The organism is Hymenobacter antarcticus (assembly GCF_039539545.1).
Classification (GTDB): Bacteria; Bacteroidota; Bacteroidia; order Cytophagales; family Hymenobacteraceae; genus Hymenobacter; species Hymenobacter antarcticus.
In genome coordinates this window covers 131,740-153,182 of the sequence record NZ_BAABDI010000003.1, presented here as the reverse complement: position 1 = coordinate 153,182, position 21,443 = coordinate 131,740, and the positions used below count along the sequence as shown (strand labels likewise).

The following is a 21,443-nucleotide window of genomic DNA, read 5'->3' as shown; positions in this document are numbered from 1 at the left end:
CATTAGTATTCCAATCGATTGAGTTAGTTACGCGGTAGAGATGCTTCGGCAAGCTCAGCATGACGGCCAACCCTTAACCCTCAACCCTCCTTGAAAACGCCCGCTCTTCGCCGTGCCCGCTTCCCCGATGTGCGCCAGCAACGGCCGTACCGGCGGCTGATTGTGGGCCTGAAGCGGCTGCGGCTGCCCGGCGGCCAGGCCTCGCTCTACGACGTGCTCGACCGCGTTCTGCAAGAGCTGCGCCTTGATAGCCTGGAGAAGCGCGCCGCCTACATGGCCTTCAACCTCACGGTGGCCCTGTTTCCGACCATTATTTTCCTGTTCACGCTCATTCCGTACATCCCCGTACCGAACCTGAACGTGGATATCCTGCAGTTCCTGGCCGATTTTATGCCGCGCGAGCTGTACGCGGCAACGGCTTCTACCATTGAGGACATCGTGAACATCCCGCACGGCGGCTTGCTGTCCTTCGGCTTCGGTACGGCCCTGGTGCTCAGCTCCAACGGCATCATGGCCCTGCTCGATGCCTTCGAGAAAAAGTACCCGTGGTTTAAGCACCGCAGCTACCTGCGCAAGCGCATGATTGCCACGGCGCTCACGTTCGTGCTGTCGCTGATTCTGGTGCTGGCCATTGCCGGCATCTTCTTCGGTACTTACCTGATTGATGGGCTGGTGTTTTATGAAATCGTGCCCGAGCGGTTTACCGGTCTGGTGCTGACGCTTATCCGCTACGGCTCGCTGGTGGGGTTATTTCTGAGCACGACGTGCGTGATTTATTACTTCGTGCCGCCCGTGCACGACAAATGGCCGCTGGTGTCGACGGGGGCCATCGTGGCCACGCTGCTCATCTTCCTGGTCTCGTTTCTATTCACGCTCTACGTGCGCATTTTCGATTCCTACAACACATTTTACGGCTCCATTGGGGCATTGGTGGGCTTCATGGTCTGGCTCGAATTCGTGTGCATGACCCTTATCATCGGCTTCGAGGTGAACGTGAGCATGGACGCCATCACCGGTCGCCGCCGGCTGATGATGCAGGAAATGCTTCGCGCAGAGAAGAATGAGAAAGAAAAATGAGGAATTGATTGTGAATGCGATAGCAGAAAAATTCCGAAAAATTCTTCACACCTAGTCTTTCATACCCTATTCCTTGCTACTTTTGCACTCCCCAATCACTCGGGGAGCCTGTTAGAGAGGTGGCAGAGTGGTCGAATGCGACGGTTTCGAAAACCGTTATACCGGCAACGGTATCGGGGGTTCGAATCCCCCCTTCTCTACTTTTTTCAATTATAAATTTTGAATTATAAATTGCAAGCTGTCAATTTATAATTCAAAATTTATAATTTATAATTCTTTTCCAGAGAGCTGGCAGAGTGGTCGATTGCGGCGGTCTTGAAAACCGCTGACTGTAACAGGTCCGGGGGTTCGAATCCCTCGCTCTCTACAATAAACCCCGTTTCCAGCCTGGAAACGGGGTTTTGATTTTTCAGGGTGATGTGTAAAAAGCGGCCTTAAAAAAGGTGACTTAGGGAGGCGAAAGTCCGAATTGGCGACCTGCTCCCATACTTTTACAGCACGCCACTTTAACTTCCCTTTCCATGAGCGAGACCAGCCCCAGCACCTTCGACAAAGCCCGGACTGGACTGTGGACCAGTTTGCAAAAGCACCTGGCCACGGTGTACGCCGCCGAAACGGCCTTTGCCAGAGCGGTGGCTTTCGCAAATGGAAGTTTCCCATTTGCCGCTTCGGCCGCCAGCGCCGACGAGCTACAGGAGTATGGGCAGCGCCGTAGCGCCCTGCGCGACCTGTTTACCGACGAAACCACCCAACTCGATACGCTTACCAAGGCCATCCGGGTGAAGGGCTACGCCGAAGACGAAAAGAAGCAGCTGTACCTTCTACTGCTTGGGTACATGGATATTGCCGCCTCCGTCTTTGAGCGGCTGCTGACTCAGGTGCCAACTCCGCTGCCCAGGGATGAGGAGCTGGAGGAAGCAATGGCCAAATTTGCCCGCGTGCAGAAGTTTGCCCGGCTGAATGTGAAGGGTGTTGCGGGGCTGCTATAATCTGGCGAAGAGGATTGGCTGTTGGACCGGGCGGCCGGGCGCAACGGTAAAGAGTAGTTTGCCGTTGCAAGCAGCCAACGCTGTGCTTATCCATTATTTCATGTTGCGCTTACATTCCCTTTTGCTGGTGGTGCTGATGGTGCTGGCGGCCCGTCCGGCGGCTGCCTACTCGGTACTCACTCACCAGGCCAACATCGACTCGACCTGGGAGCGCTGCCTGGTGCCGGCCATTCTGCGGCGCTATCCCGGCACCACGCCCGAGCAGCTCCTGGATGCCAAAGCCTACGCCTACGGCGGGGCCATTATTCAGGATATGGGCTACTATCCGTTTGGCTCGGCGCTGTTTACGAACCTGACGCACTATGTGCGGTCGGGCGATTTCGTGCGCAACCTCATCCGGCAGTCGCATGACCGCAACGACTACGCCTTTTCCCTGGGGGCGTTGGCCCACTATGAAGCGGACATCAGCGGCCACCCCGAAGGCACCAACCGGGCCATGGCATCGGTGTATCCGGAGCTGCGGGCCAAATTTGGTGATGTCATTACCTACCATCAGGCTCCCAAGCAGCACACGCAGCTGGAGTTCGCCTTCGATGTGGTGCAGCTGGCCAGCGGCAAGTACCACACCCAGGACTACCACCAGAAAATCGGGTTTCAGGTGAGCAAGGCGGTGCTGGAGCGGGCTTTTCTGCAAACCTATGGCCTGGAGCTGGGCCAGGTCATCGTGAATGTGGACCTGAGTATTGCCAGCTTCCGCTTTGCCGTGAGCCAGCTGATTCCGACGGCGGCCCGCTCGGCGTGGCACTACAAGCGCAAGGATATCAAGAAGCTGAGCCCCGGTGCCCACCGCCGCGATTACCTGCAGCGCAACAGCCCCAAGCAGTTTCGCAAGGAGTACGGCAACGAGTACGAGAAGCCCGGCTTTGGGGCCCGCATCATCTCGTACTTCATTCGGATTCTACCCAAGATTGGGCCCCTCAAGCCGTTTGCCTTCAAGCTGCCCACGCCCGAAGCGCAGCAGTTTTTCCGGAGCAGCTTCCGGACGGTGATGGCCAAGTACTGCGCCAACGTGGCCCGGCAGCCCGCCGACACCGCCGCCGAGCCCCTGGCCCTGGCCAATGAGGACTTCGATACCGGCCATCCTACCCGCGCGGGCGAGTACCCGCTGGCCGATGAAACCTACGGGGAGTGGCTGCGCAAGCTCGCGGCCAGGAAGTTCGAAAATCTCAACCCTATCGCCCGGCAGAATATTCTGACTTTCTACGGCACCCAGCCCAAAAATCCGGCCTCGGCGGAGGAGCTGGAACGGAACAAGCCCAGGGAAACCCAGGAGGCCCTGGAGCAGCTGCGGGCGCTGAAGTAGGGGCCCGCGCTGGGTTCACACAATGATAATAAGCGGGTAGCAGATAGGATTGCGGCCAGTTGTGCGGTGGGGCTGAACAGGCGCGCTTTTTTTGCCTACCTTGCTGAAAGGCATTTTCACGAGACTATGCAGGCGAGTTGAAAAACATGCTCCTGTATGGTTTTCATTGGTATAATTTCGCCTGGCTGAAGGCCGCCTGCTGCGGTCATTCGGGAGGGAGGTTTTCGGTATTGTTGTTTCATTTTTATTTCCCACCATCAATCAATCAATCACTCACTGTTTATGCATACACTTTACACGAAGGGGCAGTCATTCCGCTGGGTGCGGCTGCTGAGTTTGTTGCTTTTTCTGCTGCCGCTGGCGGGTAGGGGGCAGAGTACCACCGTCGTTATCAGCCAGGTATATGCGGGCGGCGGTAGCGGAGCCGTTGGTACATCCTACGCCCGTGACTACGTGGAGATTTTTAACCGCTCGGCGGCGGCTGTCAATATCGGCGGCTACTCCATTCAGTACGCCTCGGCCACTGGAACAGTGGTTTCGGGTACTATCGCCATCCCGACGGGCATCACCCTGGCACCCGGACAATACTATTCGGTTTTGACGGGCACAGCTGGCACGGTTGGCGCGGCCCTGACCACGCCCGCTGTTGACCAGGTAACCCCTCTTACTCCTACCAGCGGTTCGCCCAGCGTGGCCAACGGGGGCGCTAAGATTTTCCTGGCTAACAACTCGACCACGGTCACGTTCACGGCGCCCGGCACCGTTTCCGCTAACGTGGTGGACTTTGTGGGCTACGGCACGGGCAACACCTTCGAGGGCGCGGTCGCGCCGGCCCCCACCAGCACCGCGACGGCACTTTTGCGCGCGGGCGCGGGCTGCACCGACACCAACGTCAACAGTGCCGACTTTGCCAACGGCACGTCGCCGGCCCCCCGAAATATGAGCACGACGCTGGCACCCTGCGGCGGGGCCGCCACCCCGGCCGAAATCAACGTGAAGCAGGGTACCACCACCTACCTCACCGGCAGCACCTACAGCGGTTTTGCCAGCACCACCATTGGCAGCACCGACGTCAAGACGTTTATTATTGAGAACCTGGGCGGCACCGTGCTCAACGTCAGCGGTATTGCCGCGACCGGCGATTTCAGCGTGACCGGTACCGTGCCTGCCACGGTGGCCGCTAACAGCACGGCTACTTTCAACGTGACGTTTACGCCCTCCGTCGCCGGCACCCGTACGGGTACGGTGACCATCGCCAACGACGACGCGGACGAGGGCACCTACGTCATCAATCTGAGCGCGCAGGCCGTGGCCATCACTCCCAATCCGCTGATTGCCGTGAGCCAGGCTGGTACGGCCTATGCCAGCGGCAGCACTTTCCCGGGTTTTGCCAGCACCTTCGTGGGCAGCACCTCGCCGGCTGTTTCGTTCACCATCACCAACGCCAGCACCACCGATGCCCTGACCATCACCGGCATTACTACTACCGGCAACTTTGCCGTGAGTGGCACGGCTCCGACCACGGTGGCAGCCAACGGCGGCACGGCCACCTTCGACCTGACCTTTACCCCCACGGCCGCCGGTGCCCGCACGGGTACCGTCGTCATCGCCAACAACAGCCAGGGCACGCCCAGCTACTCCATCACCCTGAACGGCACCGGTGTAACGCCCGTACCCACGCTGACTTCGGCCAGCCCGACCAGCCTGCTGGTGGGCATTTCCTCGCCCGTTATCCTCACGGGCACCAACCTCACGGGCTCAACCGTCAACTTCAACGGCGGCACGCTCACGCCCAGCGCGGTATCGGCTACTTCGGTTACGGTGCGCATTGTGGCCCCCAGTGCCGGTGCCTTCCCAGTGAGCGTGACCACGCCCGGCGGTACCTCGAACACCGTGAGCATAACGGCCACTACGCCGCCGGCTGGCTTCTTTGAGCCCTTCGAAGCAGCCACCCAGTCGACTTACGTTACTGCGGCCAGCGGCACGGCGGTGGCCCTCACCACCGGGAGCTGGAACCTGTTTCAGGGACTGCTGCTGAACAACGATGCCAGCGATAAAAAGAATAATGCCCAGAGCGTGCGCCTGCGCGGCGGCGGGACCCTGGTCATGAACTTCGATAAAACCACCGGAGCCGGCGTGGTGACGGTGAATGCCGCGCTGTACGGCACTGACTCGGGACCAAGCTTCGTGCTGGAATACTCGACTGATGGCGGGACGAACTACACGGTTACCGGGACGCCGCCCGCGCTCACCAGTACGCTCACAGCCTATGCCTTCACGCTGAACGTGGCCGGCAACGTGCGGCTGCGCCTTTCGTCGACCAACCTTACGGCTGGGGCGAACCCGCGTATCAGTATCGACGACCTGCAAATCAGTGACTTCACCGCCGCCCCGTGCAACGCCCCCACGGCCCTGGCCGCCAGCGCGGTTACCAGCAACTCGGCCACGGTGAGCTTCACGGGCAGCGCCTCGGCGGTCAATGGCTACACTGTGACGACCACGCCGGTGACGACTACCCGGACCCTGACGGCAGCCGCTACGTCGGTGAGCCTCTCGGGCCTGACGCCCGGCACGGCCTACACCGTGAACATCGTGAGCAACTGCGCGGCCGGAGCTACTTCCAGCGCCGCCAGCATCGGCTTCACGACCTTGGCGGCGGCTCCGGCCCTGACCGTGACGCAGGGCGCTACGCCCATCGCCAACGGAGCCAACCCCAGCTACAGCTTCGGCAGCCAGACCACCGGCACTACCCAAACGGCGGTATTCACGCTGACTAATTCGGGCCCCGACCCGCTCACCATCAGCAGCGTGGTGGCCACGAACCCGACGGTATTCAATTTCCAGACCTTTACCACGCCGGCCACGGTGGCTGCCAATGGCGGGACTGCCACGATAACAGTGACTTACGTGGTAGGCACCGGCCCGCAATCGGGGACCATTGGCATCACCAGCGACGCGGCCAACGGCAACGCCAGCTTCCAGCTCAACCTGAGCGGAACGGGCGTGCCGGCTGCCGCTAATCCGCTGATTGCGGTGAGCCAGGCCGGTACGGCTATTTCGAACGGCGGTACCTACAGCGGGTTCTCCAGCCCTGTATCCACCGCTTCGAGCCCGGTTACGTTCACGATTTCGAACTCCAGCACGACCGATGCCCTCACCCTCGGCACGTTCGTACTGACCGGGCCATACTTTTTGAGCGGCACACAGCCCACTTCGGTGGCCCCTAGCGGCACGGCCACGTTCGGCCTCTCGTTTTTGCCCACCGCGCCGGGCACGGCTACGGGCAGCGTTAGCATCCCAAACAACAGCCAGAGCAATAACCCCTACCTCATCAACCTGAGCGGCCAGGGCACGCTTACGAACCTGACGGTGAGCAACGCCCAGAATGTGAGCGGCACCTACAACAATGTGACCGTGACCAGCACCGGCATCGCTACCCTCACGAGCATCCTCACCGTCAACGGGACGCTCACGGTGGCCGGGGTGCTCAGCGGCAATTGCCAGAGCGCGACCAGCAACATTAAAACGGTGGACGGCCCCGGCAACTTCGTGCTGCAAGCCGGTGGTCGCCTCGATATCTGCGACGCGGCGGGCATCACGGCCAGCGGTGCTTCCGGCCTGATTCAGGTGACCGGTACCCGCAGCTACAGCTCCGATGCCACCTACGCCTACCTTGGTGGCCAGCCGCAGGTGACGGGCAACGGCCTGCCGGCCCAGGTGCGCGGCTTGCTTAGTGGCGGCCTCAACGTGACGCTCACCAACCCAATAGGCGTGGCGCAGCAACTGACCCTGAGCTCGGGAACATTGGCCACGAATGGCCTAACCCTGACGCTGCTATCCTCGGCCAGCGGCACGGCCGTGCTCGACCACGGGGCCGGTAACATGGTGGGCCCGCTGACGGTGCAGCGCTATATCAGCAGCAGCAACCCCATTGGCTACCGCCACTACTCGACGCCGGTGATTACCATCGGTTTGAGCGACCTCACTGCCCCCGGGTTCACGCCGGTGTACAACACAACCTACAACACCAGTCCGACGCCCAGCACGGTAACGCCCTTCCCGACGGTGTTTGGCTACGACCAGGGCCGGATTGCCACTGTGACTTCTACCTACGGAAGCTTTGATAAAGGCTGGTTCTCGCCCGCTGCAAACGACGTGATGCAAACAGGCCGCGGCTACACCGCAAATGCCCCCAATGCAGCCTTGGTAGACTTTGTCGGAAGTCCAATCACGGGTTTAGTGAATTCCGGCACCCTTAGCCGCGGCGCCGATGCGCAGGCGGGCTGGCAGTTCCTTGGCAACCCGTACCCCGCGCCCTTGGATTGGAGCACCGTGACGCCGGCCCAGCGCCCCGGCATGGATGCCGCTATGTACGTGTTTCAGAGCAGCGGCCAGTACGGCGGCGGCTACCGCAGCTTCGCCAACGGCATCGGGGCTTCGTCGTTGATTCCTACGGCGGCGGGCTACTTCGTGCGGGTTGCGGCGGTTGGCACGAACGGTTCGGTGAACCTGACCAATGCCAACCGCGTCACCACCTTCGGCTCCGAGCCCACTTTTGGCCGCGGCACGGCCGACAGCCGCCCCCAGCTGCAATTGCAGCTGCGCGGCACCGCCGCCGGCCTCGATGAAACCTATGTGTACTTCGAAGCCGGAGCCACGGCGGGCCGCGACGTTGAATACGATGCCACGAAGCTGGCCAACCCCAGCGGCCTCAACGTAACCACGTTGGCCGCCAGTCACGAAATGGCCATCAATGGCCTGCCGGTGCTGGGCAACAGCGCCGTGCTGGTTCCGCTGGCGGTAAGCGTGCCGCAGGCCGGCACCTACACCTTCGATGCGGCGAACGTGGCCAATTTCACCGGCACCGTTGCGCTGATTGATGCCCTGACCAGCACCCGCACGGTACTTACCGCTGGCAGCACGTACGCCTTCACCCTCAATGGAACCACGGCTCCCGGCCGCTTCACCCTGGAGTTCCGCGCTGCCGGGGTGCTGGCTAATAGTGCCGCCCAAGCCCTGGCGGCCCAAATCCAGCTCTTCCCAAACCCAACTTCGGGCTCGTTCCGGGTGCAGCTGCCGCTGCTGAGTAGCAAGGCGGCCGTATCGGCCACGCTTCTCAACGCCCTGGGCCAAACGGTGCAGACCCGCACGCTGCGGGCCCCCGCCGGCCAGGGCATCGACGCAACGTTTGATGTGCGCGGCCTCGCGGCGGGCGTGTATACCCTGCGCCTGAACGTGGACGGCACCCCCGTAGTGCGCAAAGTGGTGTTGGAATAACCATTGCACCAGGCAATTAGAAAAGAGGCCGCTCCCACTAGGGGCGGCCTCTTTTGCGTTTTGAATGGGGAGGTACAGTGAAGCAAGGCCGTGTATTTTTTCGCTCTGCTTCTTAAACTTTCAACCCTCCGACGCATCCATAGCCTTGTAAAATAGGATGCTGCATCGGCCTTTCCATTGAATGTTATGAAATCGACTACCCCAAAATTTCTGAGCCTGCTCTTGCTGGTTGTGCTGCTCGCTACCGTGGCCGGCGTGGCCCGGGGTGGCCGCCACCAGCGCGCCGACCAGCCGTTGCGCCGCGAAATCCGCGCTTATTTCGCCGCCAACATACTGCCCGTGCTGCGGCAGCAGCGCCAGAAGCTGGAGCCCCAGCTCAGCCCCGCCGACCGTACCCAGCTGGCTGCCTACCGCAGTCAGCTGCAGGCCCTCAAAACCCAGGGTCAGGCCCTGCGCCGGCAGCTTGGGCAGGACCAGCCCGGAGCCGGCCGCCCCACCCTTACCGAGGCTTCGCAGCAACAGGTGCAGCAGCTGCGTTTCCAGGCCCGGAGCATCATGCTGAGCGTGGCCCAGATGGCTCAGAAGTACGATGCGCCCATCGCGCAGCTGGCCCGGGAAATTCAGCCCCATAAAGAAAAGTGGGCTGCCGATATCAAAGCCATTATCACCAGTAAAGCCACGCCCGAGCAGCAGCAGGCCGTGGCCGCTGCTGGCGGCCGCAAGCACCAGCCCGACGGTTTGCGGCGGTTATTCAAGCCCGCTAAGTTTCTGCTGATGGACCCCACCGCCGCTGCCACCAGCCCGGCCGAGCGCAGCGTGGGCATCACCAGCGTGTACCCCAATCCGGCGGCCGCCACCAGCCAGCTCAACTACGAAGTGAGAAAAGCCGGCCCCGTTACGGTAGAATTGCTCGATAGCAATGGCACCAGGCTGCGCACCGTGGTATCGGATACGAAGGTGGAAAAAGGCCCTCACACGCAGCAGCTCGATTTACATGACCTGCCCGCGGGCACGTACTTCTACAAAATCACCACCAAAGGCGCGAGCGAGACCAAGCGGTTTGTGAAGGAATAGCCTGTCATTGCGAGGAGGCACAACGATGCAATCCGTCCTGTTCTCAGCGACTAACCTTAAAACGTGACAACTAAAGGTCAGCGAAGCTAAGCCCCGACACTGCGTACTGCTTTGTGCTTACCCACATCCGGGGTCGTTGCTCCGGTCTGACCGCCCCAGGCGGTCTGACCGGTTGTCGCTGAACCGAAATCGTTGTTGCTTCAACCGGTCAGACCGCCTGGGGCGGTCAGACCAGACCGTTCAACCTGCTAAATGTGGGCAAGGAAAAGGTACTGCGCAGTACCGGGGATTGTCGTTTCAGAAAATGTCTGGTTTTGACAGGACGGATTGCCGCGCTGCGCTCGCAATGACAGCCCCGGCTACCCCCGTACCAATTCGCCGCTGAGACGGCGCAGGGCGATTTCAGCCTGTTTGGCCGCGTAGCGGATGTCCAATAGGCGGGTTTCGGCGGCCAGCTCGTTGCGCTGGGCCTCGCGCAGGGCCAGGGGCGTGAGCAGGCCCAGACGGTAGCGTTCCAGGGCAATGTCCACGTTTTGGCGGGCCAGCTGGATATTGGTTTCTTCGAGGTCGAGCAGCTGCAGGAAATTCTGGTACTGCGCGAAGGCCGTGGCGGCATCGGCATCGAGCCGAAGGGCCGTTTGGTCGAGGCTGAGCTGGCTTTGCTCTTCTGCTACGCGGGCGTTTTGTTCCAGGCGGCGCAGGTTGAAGCCGTCGAAGATGGGCATTGAGGCCGTGACGCCGTAGTTCAGGCCCTGCACCTGGTTGGTGCTGGTGGTGAGGACGGTGCCCGCGAAAGCGGCGTTGTTGATGTTGCGATTGAGGCCATAGCCTGACACCAGTCCGACCTGCGGAAAGCGCGCCGCCCGAGTGAGCTTGCGGTCATACGTCACCACATCCACGCCCAGCCGGGCCTGGGCCAGGCGCGGGTTGTTGGCCTTGATGCCGGCCGTCACCACCTCCTCGCGCAGGTCACGCGTCACCACCAGGCTATCGGAGGGCGCGAAGTCGAGGCGCGGGGTGCGGCCGAGCAGGTTGTTGAGCGTGATTTTGGCGGCGGTCAGGGCCTGTTGCTGTTGCAGCAGCAGGCTGCGGTCGGCGTTGTAGTCCACCCGGGCGGTGAGGACTTCCACCTTGGCGCTCACGCCCACCTCTACCTGGGCCTGGGTGAGGTCGATGCGGGCCTGCCCGATTTTGAGGGCTTCCTCGAGCGAGGTGATTTTGCCGGCCTGGCGCACCACGTCGTAGTAGGCGTTGGTCACGGTTTCCACGGTTTCTTCCACCGTGGCGCGGGTTATTTGCTGTTGCCGCTGGCGCAGGGTTTTCAGCCGGTCGTAGGCGATGAACATACCGAAGCCATCGAAAATCGTCCAGCCCAGCGTTACGTTCGTGTTCAGGTTGTTGGACGTGGCCCCGTTGATGGTGCGTGGCTCGTTGCCGCCAAAGCGCTGGTTGATGTTGTTGTTATTGAACGTCCGGGTGAGGTTGCCGGTGAGGGAGGGCAGCTGGCCGGCATTGCCGCGCGTCACGTTGTTGCCCGCAATTTGCTCATCGCGGCGCGAAAGCAGGATGCCGTAGTTGTGCTGCAAGGCCGTGGCAATGGCTTCCTGCAAAGAAAGCGGCGGCGCGGCGGGTACCGTGGCCGGCTTGGCGAGCTGCTGCCTGGTGAACGGCCGTGCCGGGGCCCGCTGGCCTACGCTGATGAGCGGTAATAGGAAAAGAAAGAGAAAGGCTTTCATGCAAGAGGAATTCGGAACATCATACTCCCCTCCTTACCAAGGAGGGGATGTTTCAGCAAGGCTGAAACTGGGGTGATTAGGGCGTTGAACGGCTCGCGACTGCTTTGTTCCTGCGAGTCGTTCGGGTGTCGTGCAACGCCCCAACCACCCCAGCTGTCGCTTCGCGCCAGCGTCCCCTCCTTGGTAAGGAGGGGAGTTACGCCACGGCTGCCTCAGCAACTTTGGGCTTGTGCTTTTTAGCGGTGGCGAAATAGGAATACATCACCGGCACGACGTACAAGGTGAGGCCGGTGGCAAAAAACAGCCCGCCCACCACGCCAATGCCCATGGCCCGGCGGCTGAGCGCGCCCGCGCCAGTGGCGATGGCAATGGGCAAAATGCCCAGAATGGCGCACAGCGACGTCATCAGAATAGGTCGGAAGCGGGCCGTAGCCCCTTCAATCAGGCCCGTCATGTAATCCACGTTGTGCTTCTCGACGCGCTGGTTGGCGAATTCCACGATGAGAATACCGTTTTTCGTCACCAGACCCACCAGCATGATGATGCCGATTTGCGAAAACAGGTTCAGCGTCTGGTTGAAGTACCACAGGCTGAGCAGCGCGCCGGACAGGGCCAGCGGCACCGTCACCATGATGATAATCGGGTCGCGGAAGCTCTCAAACTGCGCGGCCAGCACCAGGTAAATCAGCGCCAGGGCCAGGCCAAAGGCGAAGAGAAGGGAAGAGGAGCTTTCCTCGAAGTCACGCGAGGCGCCCGATAGCTCGGTTGAAAACGTGTCGTCGAGGCTCTTGTCGGCGATGGCGCGCATGGCCGCAATGCCGTCGCCGAGGGTTTTGCCGGGCGAGAGCGAGGCCGAGAACGTGGCCGAGTTGTAGCGGTTGAAACGGTAGAGCTGGGGCGGCGTGCTACTTTCTTCGAGCCGAATGACGTTGTCGAGTTGCACCAACTCGCCCAGGTTGTTTTTCACCGACAGCAGGCGCACGTCGAGCGGCTGGTTGCGGTCTTCGCGGGCCACCTGGCCGATAATCTGGTACTGCTTGCCATTGCGGATGAAGTAGCCGTAGCGCTGCCCGCTCAGGCCCGATTGCAGCGTTTGCGAGATGCTTTGGACTGATACGCCCAGGCTCTGAGCCTTTTCGCGGTCGATGTTCACGCGCAGCTCGGGCTTGTTGAACTTCAGGTTCACGTCCACGAACTGGAAGGTGGGGTCCTGTCGGGCCGCGTCCAGAAACTTGGGCACGGCCTCGCGCAGCTTCTCAAAATTCTGCGTTTGCACCACGAATTGCACCGGCAGGCCGCCCCCGCCGCCCGAGCCGATGCTCTGGTCCTGCGACACCGAGGTGCGGGCCGCCGAGAGTTGCTTCACCCCGTTGGTCATGGTTTTGGCCACGTCGTCCTGGGTGCGGGTGCGCTCGTCGGCGTTGACGAGCAGCACCCGGGCGATGCCCGAGTTAGAGCCCCCAGCGAAGCCCGGCGAGGTCACGGTGAACACGCTGCTCAGGCCCGCGCCGGCCGAGTCGAGCGCCAGCTTCGTCACCTGGGCCATGTAGGCGTCCATGAACTCGAACGAGGCGCCTTCCGGGCCGGTGGCGTTCACGCTCACGCGGCTGCGGTCCTCCACCGGGGCCAGCTCGGCGGGAATGGTGCGCATAAAAAACCAGATGCTGCCGCCCGTCACGGCTATCATCACCCAGGCCAGCCAGCGGTTGTTCAAAAACGTCTTCAAACTACCCTGGTAGGCGTTTATCAGCCGCTCAAAGTAGGGCTCGGTTTTGCGGTAAAACCAGTTGTGGGTTTCCTGGCGCTTCAGCAGCTTCGAGCACATCATGGGCGTGAGGGTGAGCGAAACGAAGGCCGAAATCAGCACCGAGCCCGCTACCACGATGCCGAACTCGCGGAACAGCCGCCCCGTGATGCCCGTGAGAAACACCACCGGCAGAAACACCGCCGCCAGCACCACCGTGGTGCTCACCACCGCCACCAGAATTTCCTCGGTGCCCTTGGTGGCCGCCGTTTTCGGGTCCTCGCCGTCCTCAATGCGGCTGTAAATATTCTCCAGCACCACGATGGCATCGTCCACCACCAGGCCGATGGCCAGCACGATGGCCAGCAAAGTCAGCACGTTGATGGAGAAATCGAGCAGGTACATCACGAAGAAGATGCCCACCAGCGACACCGGAATGGCCACCACCGGAATGAGCGTGGAGCGCCAGTCGCGCAAAAACAAAAAGATGATGACCACCACCAGCACGAAGGCCTCGATGATGGTGTGCTCCACCTCACGAATGGAGTCGCGGATGAAGATGGAGTTGTCGATGGCCGGCTGCAGCTTCAGGTCGGGCGGCAGGTCCTTGCCGTACTGCTCCAGCCGTTTGTTGAAGGCATCGGCAATCTCAATCTGGTTCGAGCCGGGCTGCGGAATCACGGCCAGGGCCACGCCCGGCACCCCGTTCACCCGGAAGATGGTCTGCTCGTTTTCGGGGTATAATTCCGCGTAGCCAACGTCGGACAAGCGAATCAGCGACACCGCATCCTTGCGGATAATCAGGTTGTTGAAGTCTTTCACCGAGCTAAGTCGGCCCATGGTGCGCAGCGTGAGCTGGGTGCTCTGGCCCTGCACCGCGCCGCTGGGCAGCTCCACGTTTTCGCGCGTCAGGGCGGCCTGCACGTCCACCGGGCTCACGCGCAGGGCGGCCAGCTTCACGGGGTCGAGCCACAGCCGCATCGAGTATTTGCGCTCGCCGTACACCCGCACTTCCGACACGCCGGGAATGGTCTGAATCCGCTCCTTGAGCGTGTTGTTGGCGTAGTCAGTAAGTTCCAGCAGGGTGCGCTTGGTGCTGCCCAGGTAGGTGAGCACAATGGGTTGCGAGTCGGCGTTGGCCTTGCTCACCACGGGCGGGTCGATGTCGCGCGGCAGGCGGCCCTGCGCCCCCGCTACCTTGTCGCGCACGTCGTTGGCGGCGCTTTCCAGGTCGGCATCGAGGTCGAATTCGACCGTAATCTGGGTGCGGCCGTCGCGGCTGTTCGAGGTCAGGTTCTTGATGCCGGCAATGCCGTTTAGGGCTTCCTCCAGCGGCTCGGTTACCTGGCTCTGCATCACGTCGGCCGAAGCGCCAGTGTAGCTAGCCGACACCGTGATAATAGGCGGGTCCACGCTCGGGTACTCCCGAATGCTGAGGTACCGGAAGCCGATTACGCCAAAGATGATAATGACCAGACTCATCACGATGGCGAGCACCGGCCGGTTGATGCTAGTTGAGGATAAACTCATGCTCTTTTTAATTAATAATTAAGAATTAATAATTAAGAATTGGAGATTTCGGGTTTCGAGGAACGGATGATGGCCGTTAATATTTTCAATAATTCTTCGCAGTCAACCAGTAAAGAGTCTGCTTGGGGAATTTGTAAATAATCCGTGTCACGCAGTAGGCGTAACCAGTAATGGGTTTCGCGGGCTTCTTTATAAGCAATACTGCACTTTGAAATAAAATCCCTGCGCGACTGCCCGCCAACAGCTTCCTCAACGTTTGCTCCTATAGATGTACCGCTCCGGCGTATTTGGTCGGCCAACTGAAACGCGTGTTTCTCTTTTACCAAAAACTGACTGAGTCGCACGATGCGAACGGCAAAAGCGTAGCTTTTTTGAAGAATAATATTATCTTCTTTCATCAGCCAGGCCGAATTCTTAATTAATAATTATTAATTCTTAATTATCACAACCGCGTCGCCTGGCTTCGCCTGCAAAATGCCGGTGCGCAATACCGAGTCGCCCACGGCCAGGCCGCTGGTAATCTGAATAACCTTGTCGGAGCGAATGCCGATTTTTACTTTCTTCGGCACCATCTTGTTGTTTTTCACCGTGTACACGCTGTAGCCGCTGGCTTCCGGAATCACCGATTCGGTAGGAATCTGCAGCGCCGACTCGGTTTCGCCCAACTGCAGGTTCACGCGCACGAAGGCCCCGGGGCGCAGCTCATTGTTGGTGTTGGCGAAGCGGGCGCGCACCGGCTGGGTGCGGCTCACGGGGTCAATCTGGGGGTCGATGGCGTAGACCTTGGCGTCGTACTTCTTATTGGTCGTTTCGTCGAGCACGCTCACCACGTCGCCGGCCCGCACACTGGCGGCGAAGCGGCCGGGCACGGCAAAGTCAATCTTCACCGGCCGCACTTTCGAAAGGGTTGTGATTTCGGCGCCCGGGCTCACGTAGGTGCCCACGGTGGCGGTGCTCAGGCCCAGCACACCCGCGAAGGGGGCCCGCACATAGGCTTTGGCCAGGGTGGCGCGCAGGGCCTGCAGGTCGGCCTGGGCCGTGAGCAGCTGGTTATTCGACTGCTCGTATTCCTGGGCGCTGATGTACTCCTTATCTAATAGCGTGCGCTGGCGCTTTTCCTGGTCACGAAACAGCTTGATGTTGTATTGCTGCTTCTGAATTGCCGCCTGCGCTTCATCGGCGTTGATGCTGAACAGCAGCTGGCCTTTGCTTACCGCCTGCCCTTCCTTAATGTTAAGACTGGTGATTTTGCCCGACAGCTCACTTTTGATAATGACCGATTCTTCGGCCAGCACCGAGCCGGTGGCGGCTACTTCGTCGGTGAGGCTGGTGGCTTTCACCACGTATACCTGCACGGCTAGGCGCTGTCCGCCACCTTTGCCACCGGGGCCGCCTTTAGCAGCACCGCCTTTGCCACCGCCGCCCTTTTTATCGTCGCCCGTAGGGCTGGGGAAGTACTTGATTTTGACGAAAACCAGCCCGGCAATCAGCACTGCGGCAATCAGCCAGCCCAGCCAGCTGCGGCCACCCGAAGCCGGCGTTTCCGGGTCCGGCAGCGGGGGCGGCACGGGGGCGGCGGTGGGGGCAGGCGTGGAGGTGGTATCCCAGGTAGTGGGAGGCGCAACGGGTGATTTTTCCAAGTTCATGACTGGGGAGAACGCGCGAACGGCGATGGATGTTGGGGCGCTTTTCCATCGCCGTAAACAATACGGCCGCGTGATTGGGCAAATAGAGCTTCTATAGTCCGATTTGGGGGGGAAAGGTTGCGCGAATTGCCCAAAAAATAGACGTAGGGCAATATCATGTAGACCGGCCCTACCTTCGTCCCGATGAAGCCAGCTGCCCCCAATTCGCCCGAGCCGCGTAATTTCTTTCAGGATGTGCACGAAGTCGTGCGCCTCATCCCGGCCGGCCGCGTGAGCACCTATGGCACCATTGCCCACTACCTGGGCGCCCGACACGGCGCGCGCACCGTGGGCTACGCCATGATGGCCGCCCACACCGCCGGGCAGTACGTGCCCGCCCACCGGGTGGTCAACCGCCTGGGCCACCTCACCGGCCGCCTGCACTTTGCCACCCCCGACGCCATGCAGCAAGCCCTGGAAGCCGAAGGCGTGCGCGTGGTGGAGGACCGGGTGCAGAACTTCGGCGAGTTGCTCTGGGACCCCGCCGTGGAGTTGGGGTAGTCGGCGCTAGTCGGCCGACCTGGTGCGGGCATGAATCACGCGCAAGTCGAATACCCCTTTTTTGTCAGCTACTTGTTCCAGTGGAGGCTTGGCCGCGTCGGTCGGGTTGCGGGCTATTTCAACGTACGCCGTGCGCCCAAACGCCGGGATGAAGGACGCGCATCGCCCGGAGGAATTTTCCAGGCACAGGCTCACTTCGTGCAGCTTATCCGTCCAGGGAATGGTGGCGAACTGCCACTCGCCGAGCTCCGCCACCACCTTGCCGTTGAGGAGCACCCGCACGGGGGTGGGTGTGCTGCCGGCGCGGCGGTACACGTAAATCAGGGCCGTATCGGCGGGGGCGGGCCCGCTGGTTTCGCTGAAGGGCGACACGGCCCCAGTCACCATATCCAGCGTGAAATCGGCGGGCTTGCCCGCGGTGGCGGCGGCCGCAATAGCTCCTCCTATCGGCCCGGCCAGGTAGCCCGCCGTGCCCACGGCCCCGGGGTCGGCCCCGGCAAAGCCCACGAAACGGAACACGCTGCCGTCGCGCGTCAGGGGCAGGTAATGCCGGCTGTACCATATATAAAGCTGCTGCCCATCCGAAAAGCCCCAGACTTTGCGCAACAGTTCCTTGGGAGCGGTGGCAGTGGCCGCCAGCGAGGGTACCACCTCCCGCGTGGCTTCCCAGCCCTTGGCCGTGCGCGGGGTGGTTTCGATGCTCAAGGCCGGTTCCGTCACGGGCTGGTTGTTGCGGAAAGCCAGAAAAGTGGGGTAGTAGCCCTTTGGGCGCACCGAATCGGTGAGGATGGCATACGTCAGAACCGGGGCGGCGGGGTGGCCCAGCTGCTGCAGCTCGGCCAGGGTGCGGGCGGGCTGGGGCGGCAGCTGGGCCCAGTTCACGGCCTGGCACTGGGCCAGGCAGCGCTGCAGCGCCGTGGCCAGGTTAACGGGGTGGCGGGCCGTTGTTTCCAGGCCCTTGCCTTCCACCAGCTCGGCGGCACTCAGCACGTAGTGGTAGCCATCGGCCAGGTGCGCGTACACATCCACTGCCAAATCGAGGCTGGCTTTCTCCGAAAAAGCGTTGATTGCTTCGGCCAGTGCCAGCTGCCGCACCACCAGCACCACGGGGTGGTCGGTGGGGCGTTGTGGTAGCTGCGCCTGCACCCAGGCCGTGAGGGCCTGGGGCACGTTGGGGCGCAGGTCGGCTTGCTGGAGGGCATTGTTTACGCCCCGATGCACGCTGCCGATGCCGGTGCGTTTGGCACGCCCGTCCAGCACCTGCTCGATGTACACGGTGCGGTCGGGCAGGCTCAGGGTCTGCTTGCTCAAATCCAGGTAGTACACCTGGGCCTGGGCGGCCCGTCCGGCTCCCACCCCGGCCAACAGCAGCCCCAGCAGCAGGCGGGGCCATTTACTAAAAAGAAGCCGCGAAAAAAGCATACAAAGCAGGAAAGGAAAAGAGTGAATTGCCGGGCCGATTGGCGGATGGCGTGCGCCCAACCCCCGAAGATATAGTGCCGTGCCCACGTTTGGCTTGCCAGGTCGCGGAGTTGGGCCAGGCCGTTGCTGCCAGGCGGTGGCCAATAGCGGCGCTGGGTTCGGGCCGGCCCCGGCCCGTGAATTTCTTCATCAAACCATTATCTGCCAAGTAATACGGCCAGCCCCGGCGATGCCGTATATTTGTTGTCCCCGGAGTGTGCCGGGTGGTATTTTAATAGGTATGAAGCAATTCGTTACTGCTCTTTTAGCCGTCCTGCTTACCCTGCCGGCGCTGGCTCAGAACACTTTTTCCATCCGCGGGCGCGTGCTCGAAGCCGTGACCGGGGAAACCCTGCCCGGGGCCACCGTGCAGGTAACCGGCAATGGCCAGAGCACCGGCGGCGGGGCCGATTCCGACGGCAGCTACAAAATTGGCAACCTGCCGGCCGGTACCTACTCGGTGCAGGCCAGCTTTGTGGGCTACAAGCCCAAAACACAGACGGTAAAAATCACGACCCAGAGCGTGGTGGCCACCTTCTCGCTCACGGCCGACAACGCCAGCCTCGACGAGGTGCAGGTGGTGGCCTCGCAGGCCCAGGAGCGTGAAACCCCCGTGGCCTTCGCGGCCGTGAGCGAGGTGAAGCTGCGCGAAACCCTCTCGAACCGTGACCTGCCCCTGATTCTCAACGAAACGCCCGGCGTGTACGCCACCCAGGGCGGCGGCGGCACCGGCGACTCGCGCATCAGCATACGCGGCTTCGACCAGCGCAACGTGGCCGTACTCATCAACGGTGTGCCCGTGAACGACATGGAAAACGGCCAGGTATTCTGGTCCAACTGGGACCTGGGCGACGTGACCAAGTCCTTGCAGGTGCAGCGCGGCCTGTCGGCCTCCAAGATTGCCGTGCCCGCGGTGGGCGGCACCATCAACGTGCTCACCAAGGGCTTCGAGGACAAGAGGTCGGTGCTGGCCCGGCTCGAAACCGGCTCGAACAATTACCAGAAGTACTCGCTCATGCTGAGCTCGGGCCAGCTGAAAGGCGGCTGGGCCGTGACGGCCTACGGCTCGCGCCGCACCTCCGACGGCTGGGTGGACAAGACCTTTGACGATGCCTGGACGTACTTCGGCAACATCAGCAAGCGCCTGGGCAAGCACAACCTGTCGCTCACGGGCCTGGGCTCGCCCCAGCGCCACGGCCAGCGCAGCTTCCCGAGGGAAGTAGGCTACTTCTCAAATGACAAGGCCCGGCAGATTGGAGCCAAAATTATTCCCAACGGCGACCGCGGCTTTGCCTACAACCCATATTGGGGCACGCTGAACCGCTACACGCTGGATGCCAACAAGAACAAGATTTTCCAGGGCGAAGAAGTGCTCAATGAGCGCACCAACTTTTACCATAAGCCCCAGGTGAACCTCAACGACCTGTGGCAGGTGAACGACCGGCTGTTTGTGTCCACGGTGCTCTACGCCTCCTACGGCACGGGCGGGGGCTCCAGTCTGCTGGGCGGCACCCTGAGCACCTCCACTACCAACTCGCTGGAAACTCCCAGCGGCCAGACCGACTTCCAGAAAATTTACGACAACAACTACCGCCTTCTGGGGGCCGATGGCCAGCGGCAGTCCACGCAGTTCCTCATCAATGCCGTGAACAGCCACCGCTGGTACGGCTTCGTGGTGGGCGGCGACTACCTGCTCAACGACAAGCTCACGCTGTCGGCGGGGGTGGATGGCCGCAGCTACACCGGCCTGCACTACCGCGAGGTGCGCGACCTGCTGGGCGGCGACTACGCCTTGGACCAAACCGGTGCCCGTGATAAGAATGTGCCAGCTAACACCCGCTTTCGCGTGGGCGATAAGCTGGGCTACAATTACGATGGCAAAACCCAGTGGCTGGGCGGCTACTCGCAGCTGGAGTACAAGACCCCGCTGCTCTCGGCCGTGGTGAGCGCCACCATGTCGCAGGTATCCTACAAGCGCATCGACTATTTCCAGCTGAGAGACGCCGAAGGCAATGCGAAGGAAACGGAATGGACCCGTTTCACCGGCTACAGCCTGAAGGCCGGCGCCAACTACAACCTCACCGAGCACAACAACATTTTCGCCAATGTGGGCTACAACAGCAAGGTGCCCTTCTTCAACCTGCTCTACAATCTGCAGGGCCGCAAGTACAGCAACGTGAGACCCGAAGGCATCACGAGCGCCGAAATCGGCTACGGCATCAGCTACCCCAGCCTGAAAGTGATGCTGAATGCCTACTACACGCTGTGGAGCAACAAAACCACTACGTCCACTTCCACGGCTACCGGCCAGCCCGTGTATAGCAACGTGCGCAACGTGAATGCCCGCCACACCGGCGTCGAAATGAGCGTGGCGCAGGAAATCAGCCGCCGCCTGCAGTTGAACGCGGCCATTTCGCTCGGCGACTGGCGCTGGACGGGCCAGGGCCTGCTCGACCAGACCGACGAAGTAGGTAACCCCGTGGAAGGCGGCTTCGACCAGCCCGTGTACCTCAATGGCGTGCACGTGGGCGATGCCGCCCAGAATCAGTTTCAGGTGGGCCTGCGCTACGAGCCGTTCCGTGGTGCCTATATCCGCCCGTCGTTCCTGCTCTTCACCAAGTACTACGCCGACTTCAACCCCGACCTCATCCGGGACCCGGCCGCCAGCACCGATTCGTACCGCCTGCCTACCTCGCGCAACATCGACCTGCACATGGGCTACGATTTCAAGCCCCTCTACAAGGACCGGGTGCGCTTCGGCGTGAAGGGCTCCATCCTGAACGTGCTGAACGAGTTCTACTTCACCGACGTCTCGAACCGTGCCAACTCCAACACCGACGTGGCCAGCCTGCAGGCCTTCTTCAACCGCGGCCGCACCTTCACGGTAGGCCTGTCGGCCACGCTGTAGGTGAGGTGTGAGGTGTGAAATGGTGAGGTGTGAGTTTGATGTTCTGTACGCGCCACATGCGCAGTCGAAACATCAAACTCACACCTCACTATTTAACA

General features: G+C 61.4%; 12 protein-coding genes and 2 tRNA genes. 9 read left to right on the top strand and 5 right to left on the bottom strand.

The annotated features are described in order from the left end of the window. The first annotated feature begins 90 nt into the window (after window positions 1-90). From ABD819_RS04010 to ABD819_RS03980, 7 genes are all read left to right on the top strand, one after another. A complete protein-coding gene (locus tag ABD819_RS04010) occupies window positions 91-1,077 on the top strand; it encodes a YihY/virulence factor BrkB family protein (RefSeq protein ID WP_345121232.1) in 987 nt (328 codons plus the stop codon). A gap of 113 nt (window positions 1,078-1,190) precedes the next feature. Continuing rightward, window positions 1,191-1,277: transfer RNA gene (locus ABD819_RS04005), tRNA-Ser, on the top strand. Between the two features lie 82 nt (window positions 1,278-1,359). Further along, window positions 1,360-1,444: transfer RNA gene (locus ABD819_RS04000), tRNA-Ser, on the top strand. Window positions 1,445-1,598: 154 nt separating this feature from the next. Then, complete coding sequence (locus ABD819_RS03995) at window positions 1,599-2,066, top strand: hypothetical protein (protein WP_345121230.1); 468 nt, start codon at window positions 1,599-1,601, stop codon at window positions 2,064-2,066. Between the two features lie 100 nt (window positions 2,067-2,166). Further along, window positions 2,167-3,429 (top strand): zinc dependent phospholipase C family protein, encoded by a 1,263-nt coding sequence (locus ABD819_RS03990; RefSeq protein WP_345121228.1) that lies wholly within the window; start codon window positions 2,167-2,169, stop codon window positions 3,427-3,429. 282 nt (window positions 3,430-3,711) lie between these two features. Beyond that, on the top strand, window positions 3,712-8,706 hold the full coding sequence (locus ABD819_RS03985) for a beta strand repeat-containing protein (protein ID WP_345121226.1): 4,995 nt from the start codon (window positions 3,712-3,714) through the stop codon (window positions 8,704-8,706). 186 nt (window positions 8,707-8,892) lie between these two features. Further along, window positions 8,893-9,780, top strand: a complete 888-nt coding sequence (locus ABD819_RS03980) for a T9SS type A sorting domain-containing protein (protein WP_345121224.1) — start codon at window positions 8,893-8,895, stop codon at window positions 9,778-9,780. Between the two features lie 359 nt (window positions 9,781-10,139). On the opposite strand, the gene ABD819_RS03975 is transcribed toward ABD819_RS03980, so the two are convergent. The 4 genes from ABD819_RS03975 to ABD819_RS03960 form a co-directional block, all read right to left on the bottom strand. Then, on the bottom strand, window positions 10,140-11,516 hold the full coding sequence (locus ABD819_RS03975) for a TolC family protein (RefSeq protein WP_345121222.1): 1,377 nt from the start codon (window positions 11,514-11,516) through the stop codon (window positions 10,140-10,142). A 196-nt stretch (window positions 11,517-11,712) separates the two neighbouring features. Then, a complete protein-coding gene (locus ABD819_RS03970) occupies window positions 11,713-14,790 on the bottom strand; it encodes an efflux RND transporter permease subunit (RefSeq protein ID WP_345121220.1) in 3,078 nt (1,025 codons plus the stop codon). Window positions 14,791-14,822: 32 nt separating this feature from the next. Continuing rightward, entirely contained in the window at window positions 14,823-15,188 is a 366-nt protein-coding gene (locus tag ABD819_RS03965) for a four helix bundle protein (RefSeq protein ID WP_345121217.1), read from the bottom strand. A gap of 30 nt (window positions 15,189-15,218) precedes the next feature. After that, window positions 15,219-16,436 (bottom strand): efflux RND transporter periplasmic adaptor subunit, encoded by a 1,218-nt coding sequence (locus ABD819_RS03960; RefSeq protein ID WP_345121215.1) that lies wholly within the window; start codon window positions 16,434-16,436, stop codon window positions 15,219-15,221. A 183-nt stretch (window positions 16,437-16,619) separates the two neighbouring features. Here ABD819_RS03960 and ABD819_RS03955 point away from each other — a divergent pair, with 183 nt between their 5' ends. After that, window positions 16,620-16,976 (top strand): MGMT family protein, encoded by a 357-nt coding sequence (locus ABD819_RS03955; RefSeq protein ID WP_345121213.1) that lies wholly within the window; start codon window positions 16,620-16,622, stop codon window positions 16,974-16,976. Between the two features lie 6 nt (window positions 16,977-16,982). On the opposite strand, the gene ABD819_RS03950 is transcribed toward ABD819_RS03955, so the two are convergent. Further along, a complete protein-coding gene (locus tag ABD819_RS03950) occupies window positions 16,983-18,398 on the bottom strand; it encodes a hypothetical protein (RefSeq protein WP_345121211.1) in 1,416 nt (471 codons plus the stop codon). 280 nt (window positions 18,399-18,678) lie between these two features. On the opposite strand from ABD819_RS03950, the gene ABD819_RS03945 reads away from it, so the two are divergent. Beyond that, on the top strand, window positions 18,679-21,345 hold the full coding sequence (locus ABD819_RS03945) for a TonB-dependent receptor (RefSeq protein WP_345121209.1): 2,667 nt from the start codon (window positions 18,679-18,681) through the stop codon (window positions 21,343-21,345). Window positions 21,346-21,443: the final 98 nt, after the last annotated feature.

Bases quoted from the DNA above. Each gene is read 5' to 3' on its own strand.
- ABD819_RS03995 (WP_345121230.1), top strand. From the start codon at position 1,599: ATGAGCGAGACCAGCCCCAGCACCTTCGACAAAGCCCGGACTGGACTG.
- ABD819_RS03990 (WP_345121228.1), top strand. From the start codon at position 2,167: ATGTTGCGCTTACATTCCCTTTTGCTGGTGGTGCTGATGGTGCTGGCG.
- ABD819_RS03985 (WP_345121226.1), top strand. From the start codon at position 3,712: ATGCATACACTTTACACGAAGGGGCAGTCATTCCGCTGGGTGCGGCTG.
- ABD819_RS03980 (WP_345121224.1), top strand. From the start codon at position 8,893: ATGAAATCGACTACCCCAAAATTTCTGAGCCTGCTCTTGCTGGTTGTG.
- ABD819_RS03975 (WP_345121222.1), bottom strand. From the start codon at position 11,516: ATGAAAGCCTTTCTCTTTCTTTTCCTATTACCGCTCATCAGCGTAGGC.
- ABD819_RS03970 (WP_345121220.1), bottom strand. From the start codon at position 14,790: ATGAGTTTATCCTCAACTAGCATCAACCGGCCGGTGCTCGCCATCGTG.
- ABD819_RS03965 (WP_345121217.1), bottom strand. From the start codon at position 15,188: ATGAAAGAAGATAATATTATTCTTCAAAAAAGCTACGCTTTTGCCGTT.
- ABD819_RS03960 (WP_345121215.1), bottom strand. From the start codon at position 16,436: ATGAACTTGGAAAAATCACCCGTTGCGCCTCCCACTACCTGGGATACC.
- ABD819_RS03955 (WP_345121213.1), top strand. From the start codon at position 16,620: ATGAAGCCAGCTGCCCCCAATTCGCCCGAGCCGCGTAATTTCTTTCAG.
- ABD819_RS03950 (WP_345121211.1), bottom strand. From the start codon at position 18,398: ATGCTTTTTTCGCGGCTTCTTTTTAGTAAATGGCCCCGCCTGCTGCTG.
- ABD819_RS03945 (WP_345121209.1), top strand. From the start codon at position 18,679: ATGAAGCAATTCGTTACTGCTCTTTTAGCCGTCCTGCTTACCCTGCCG.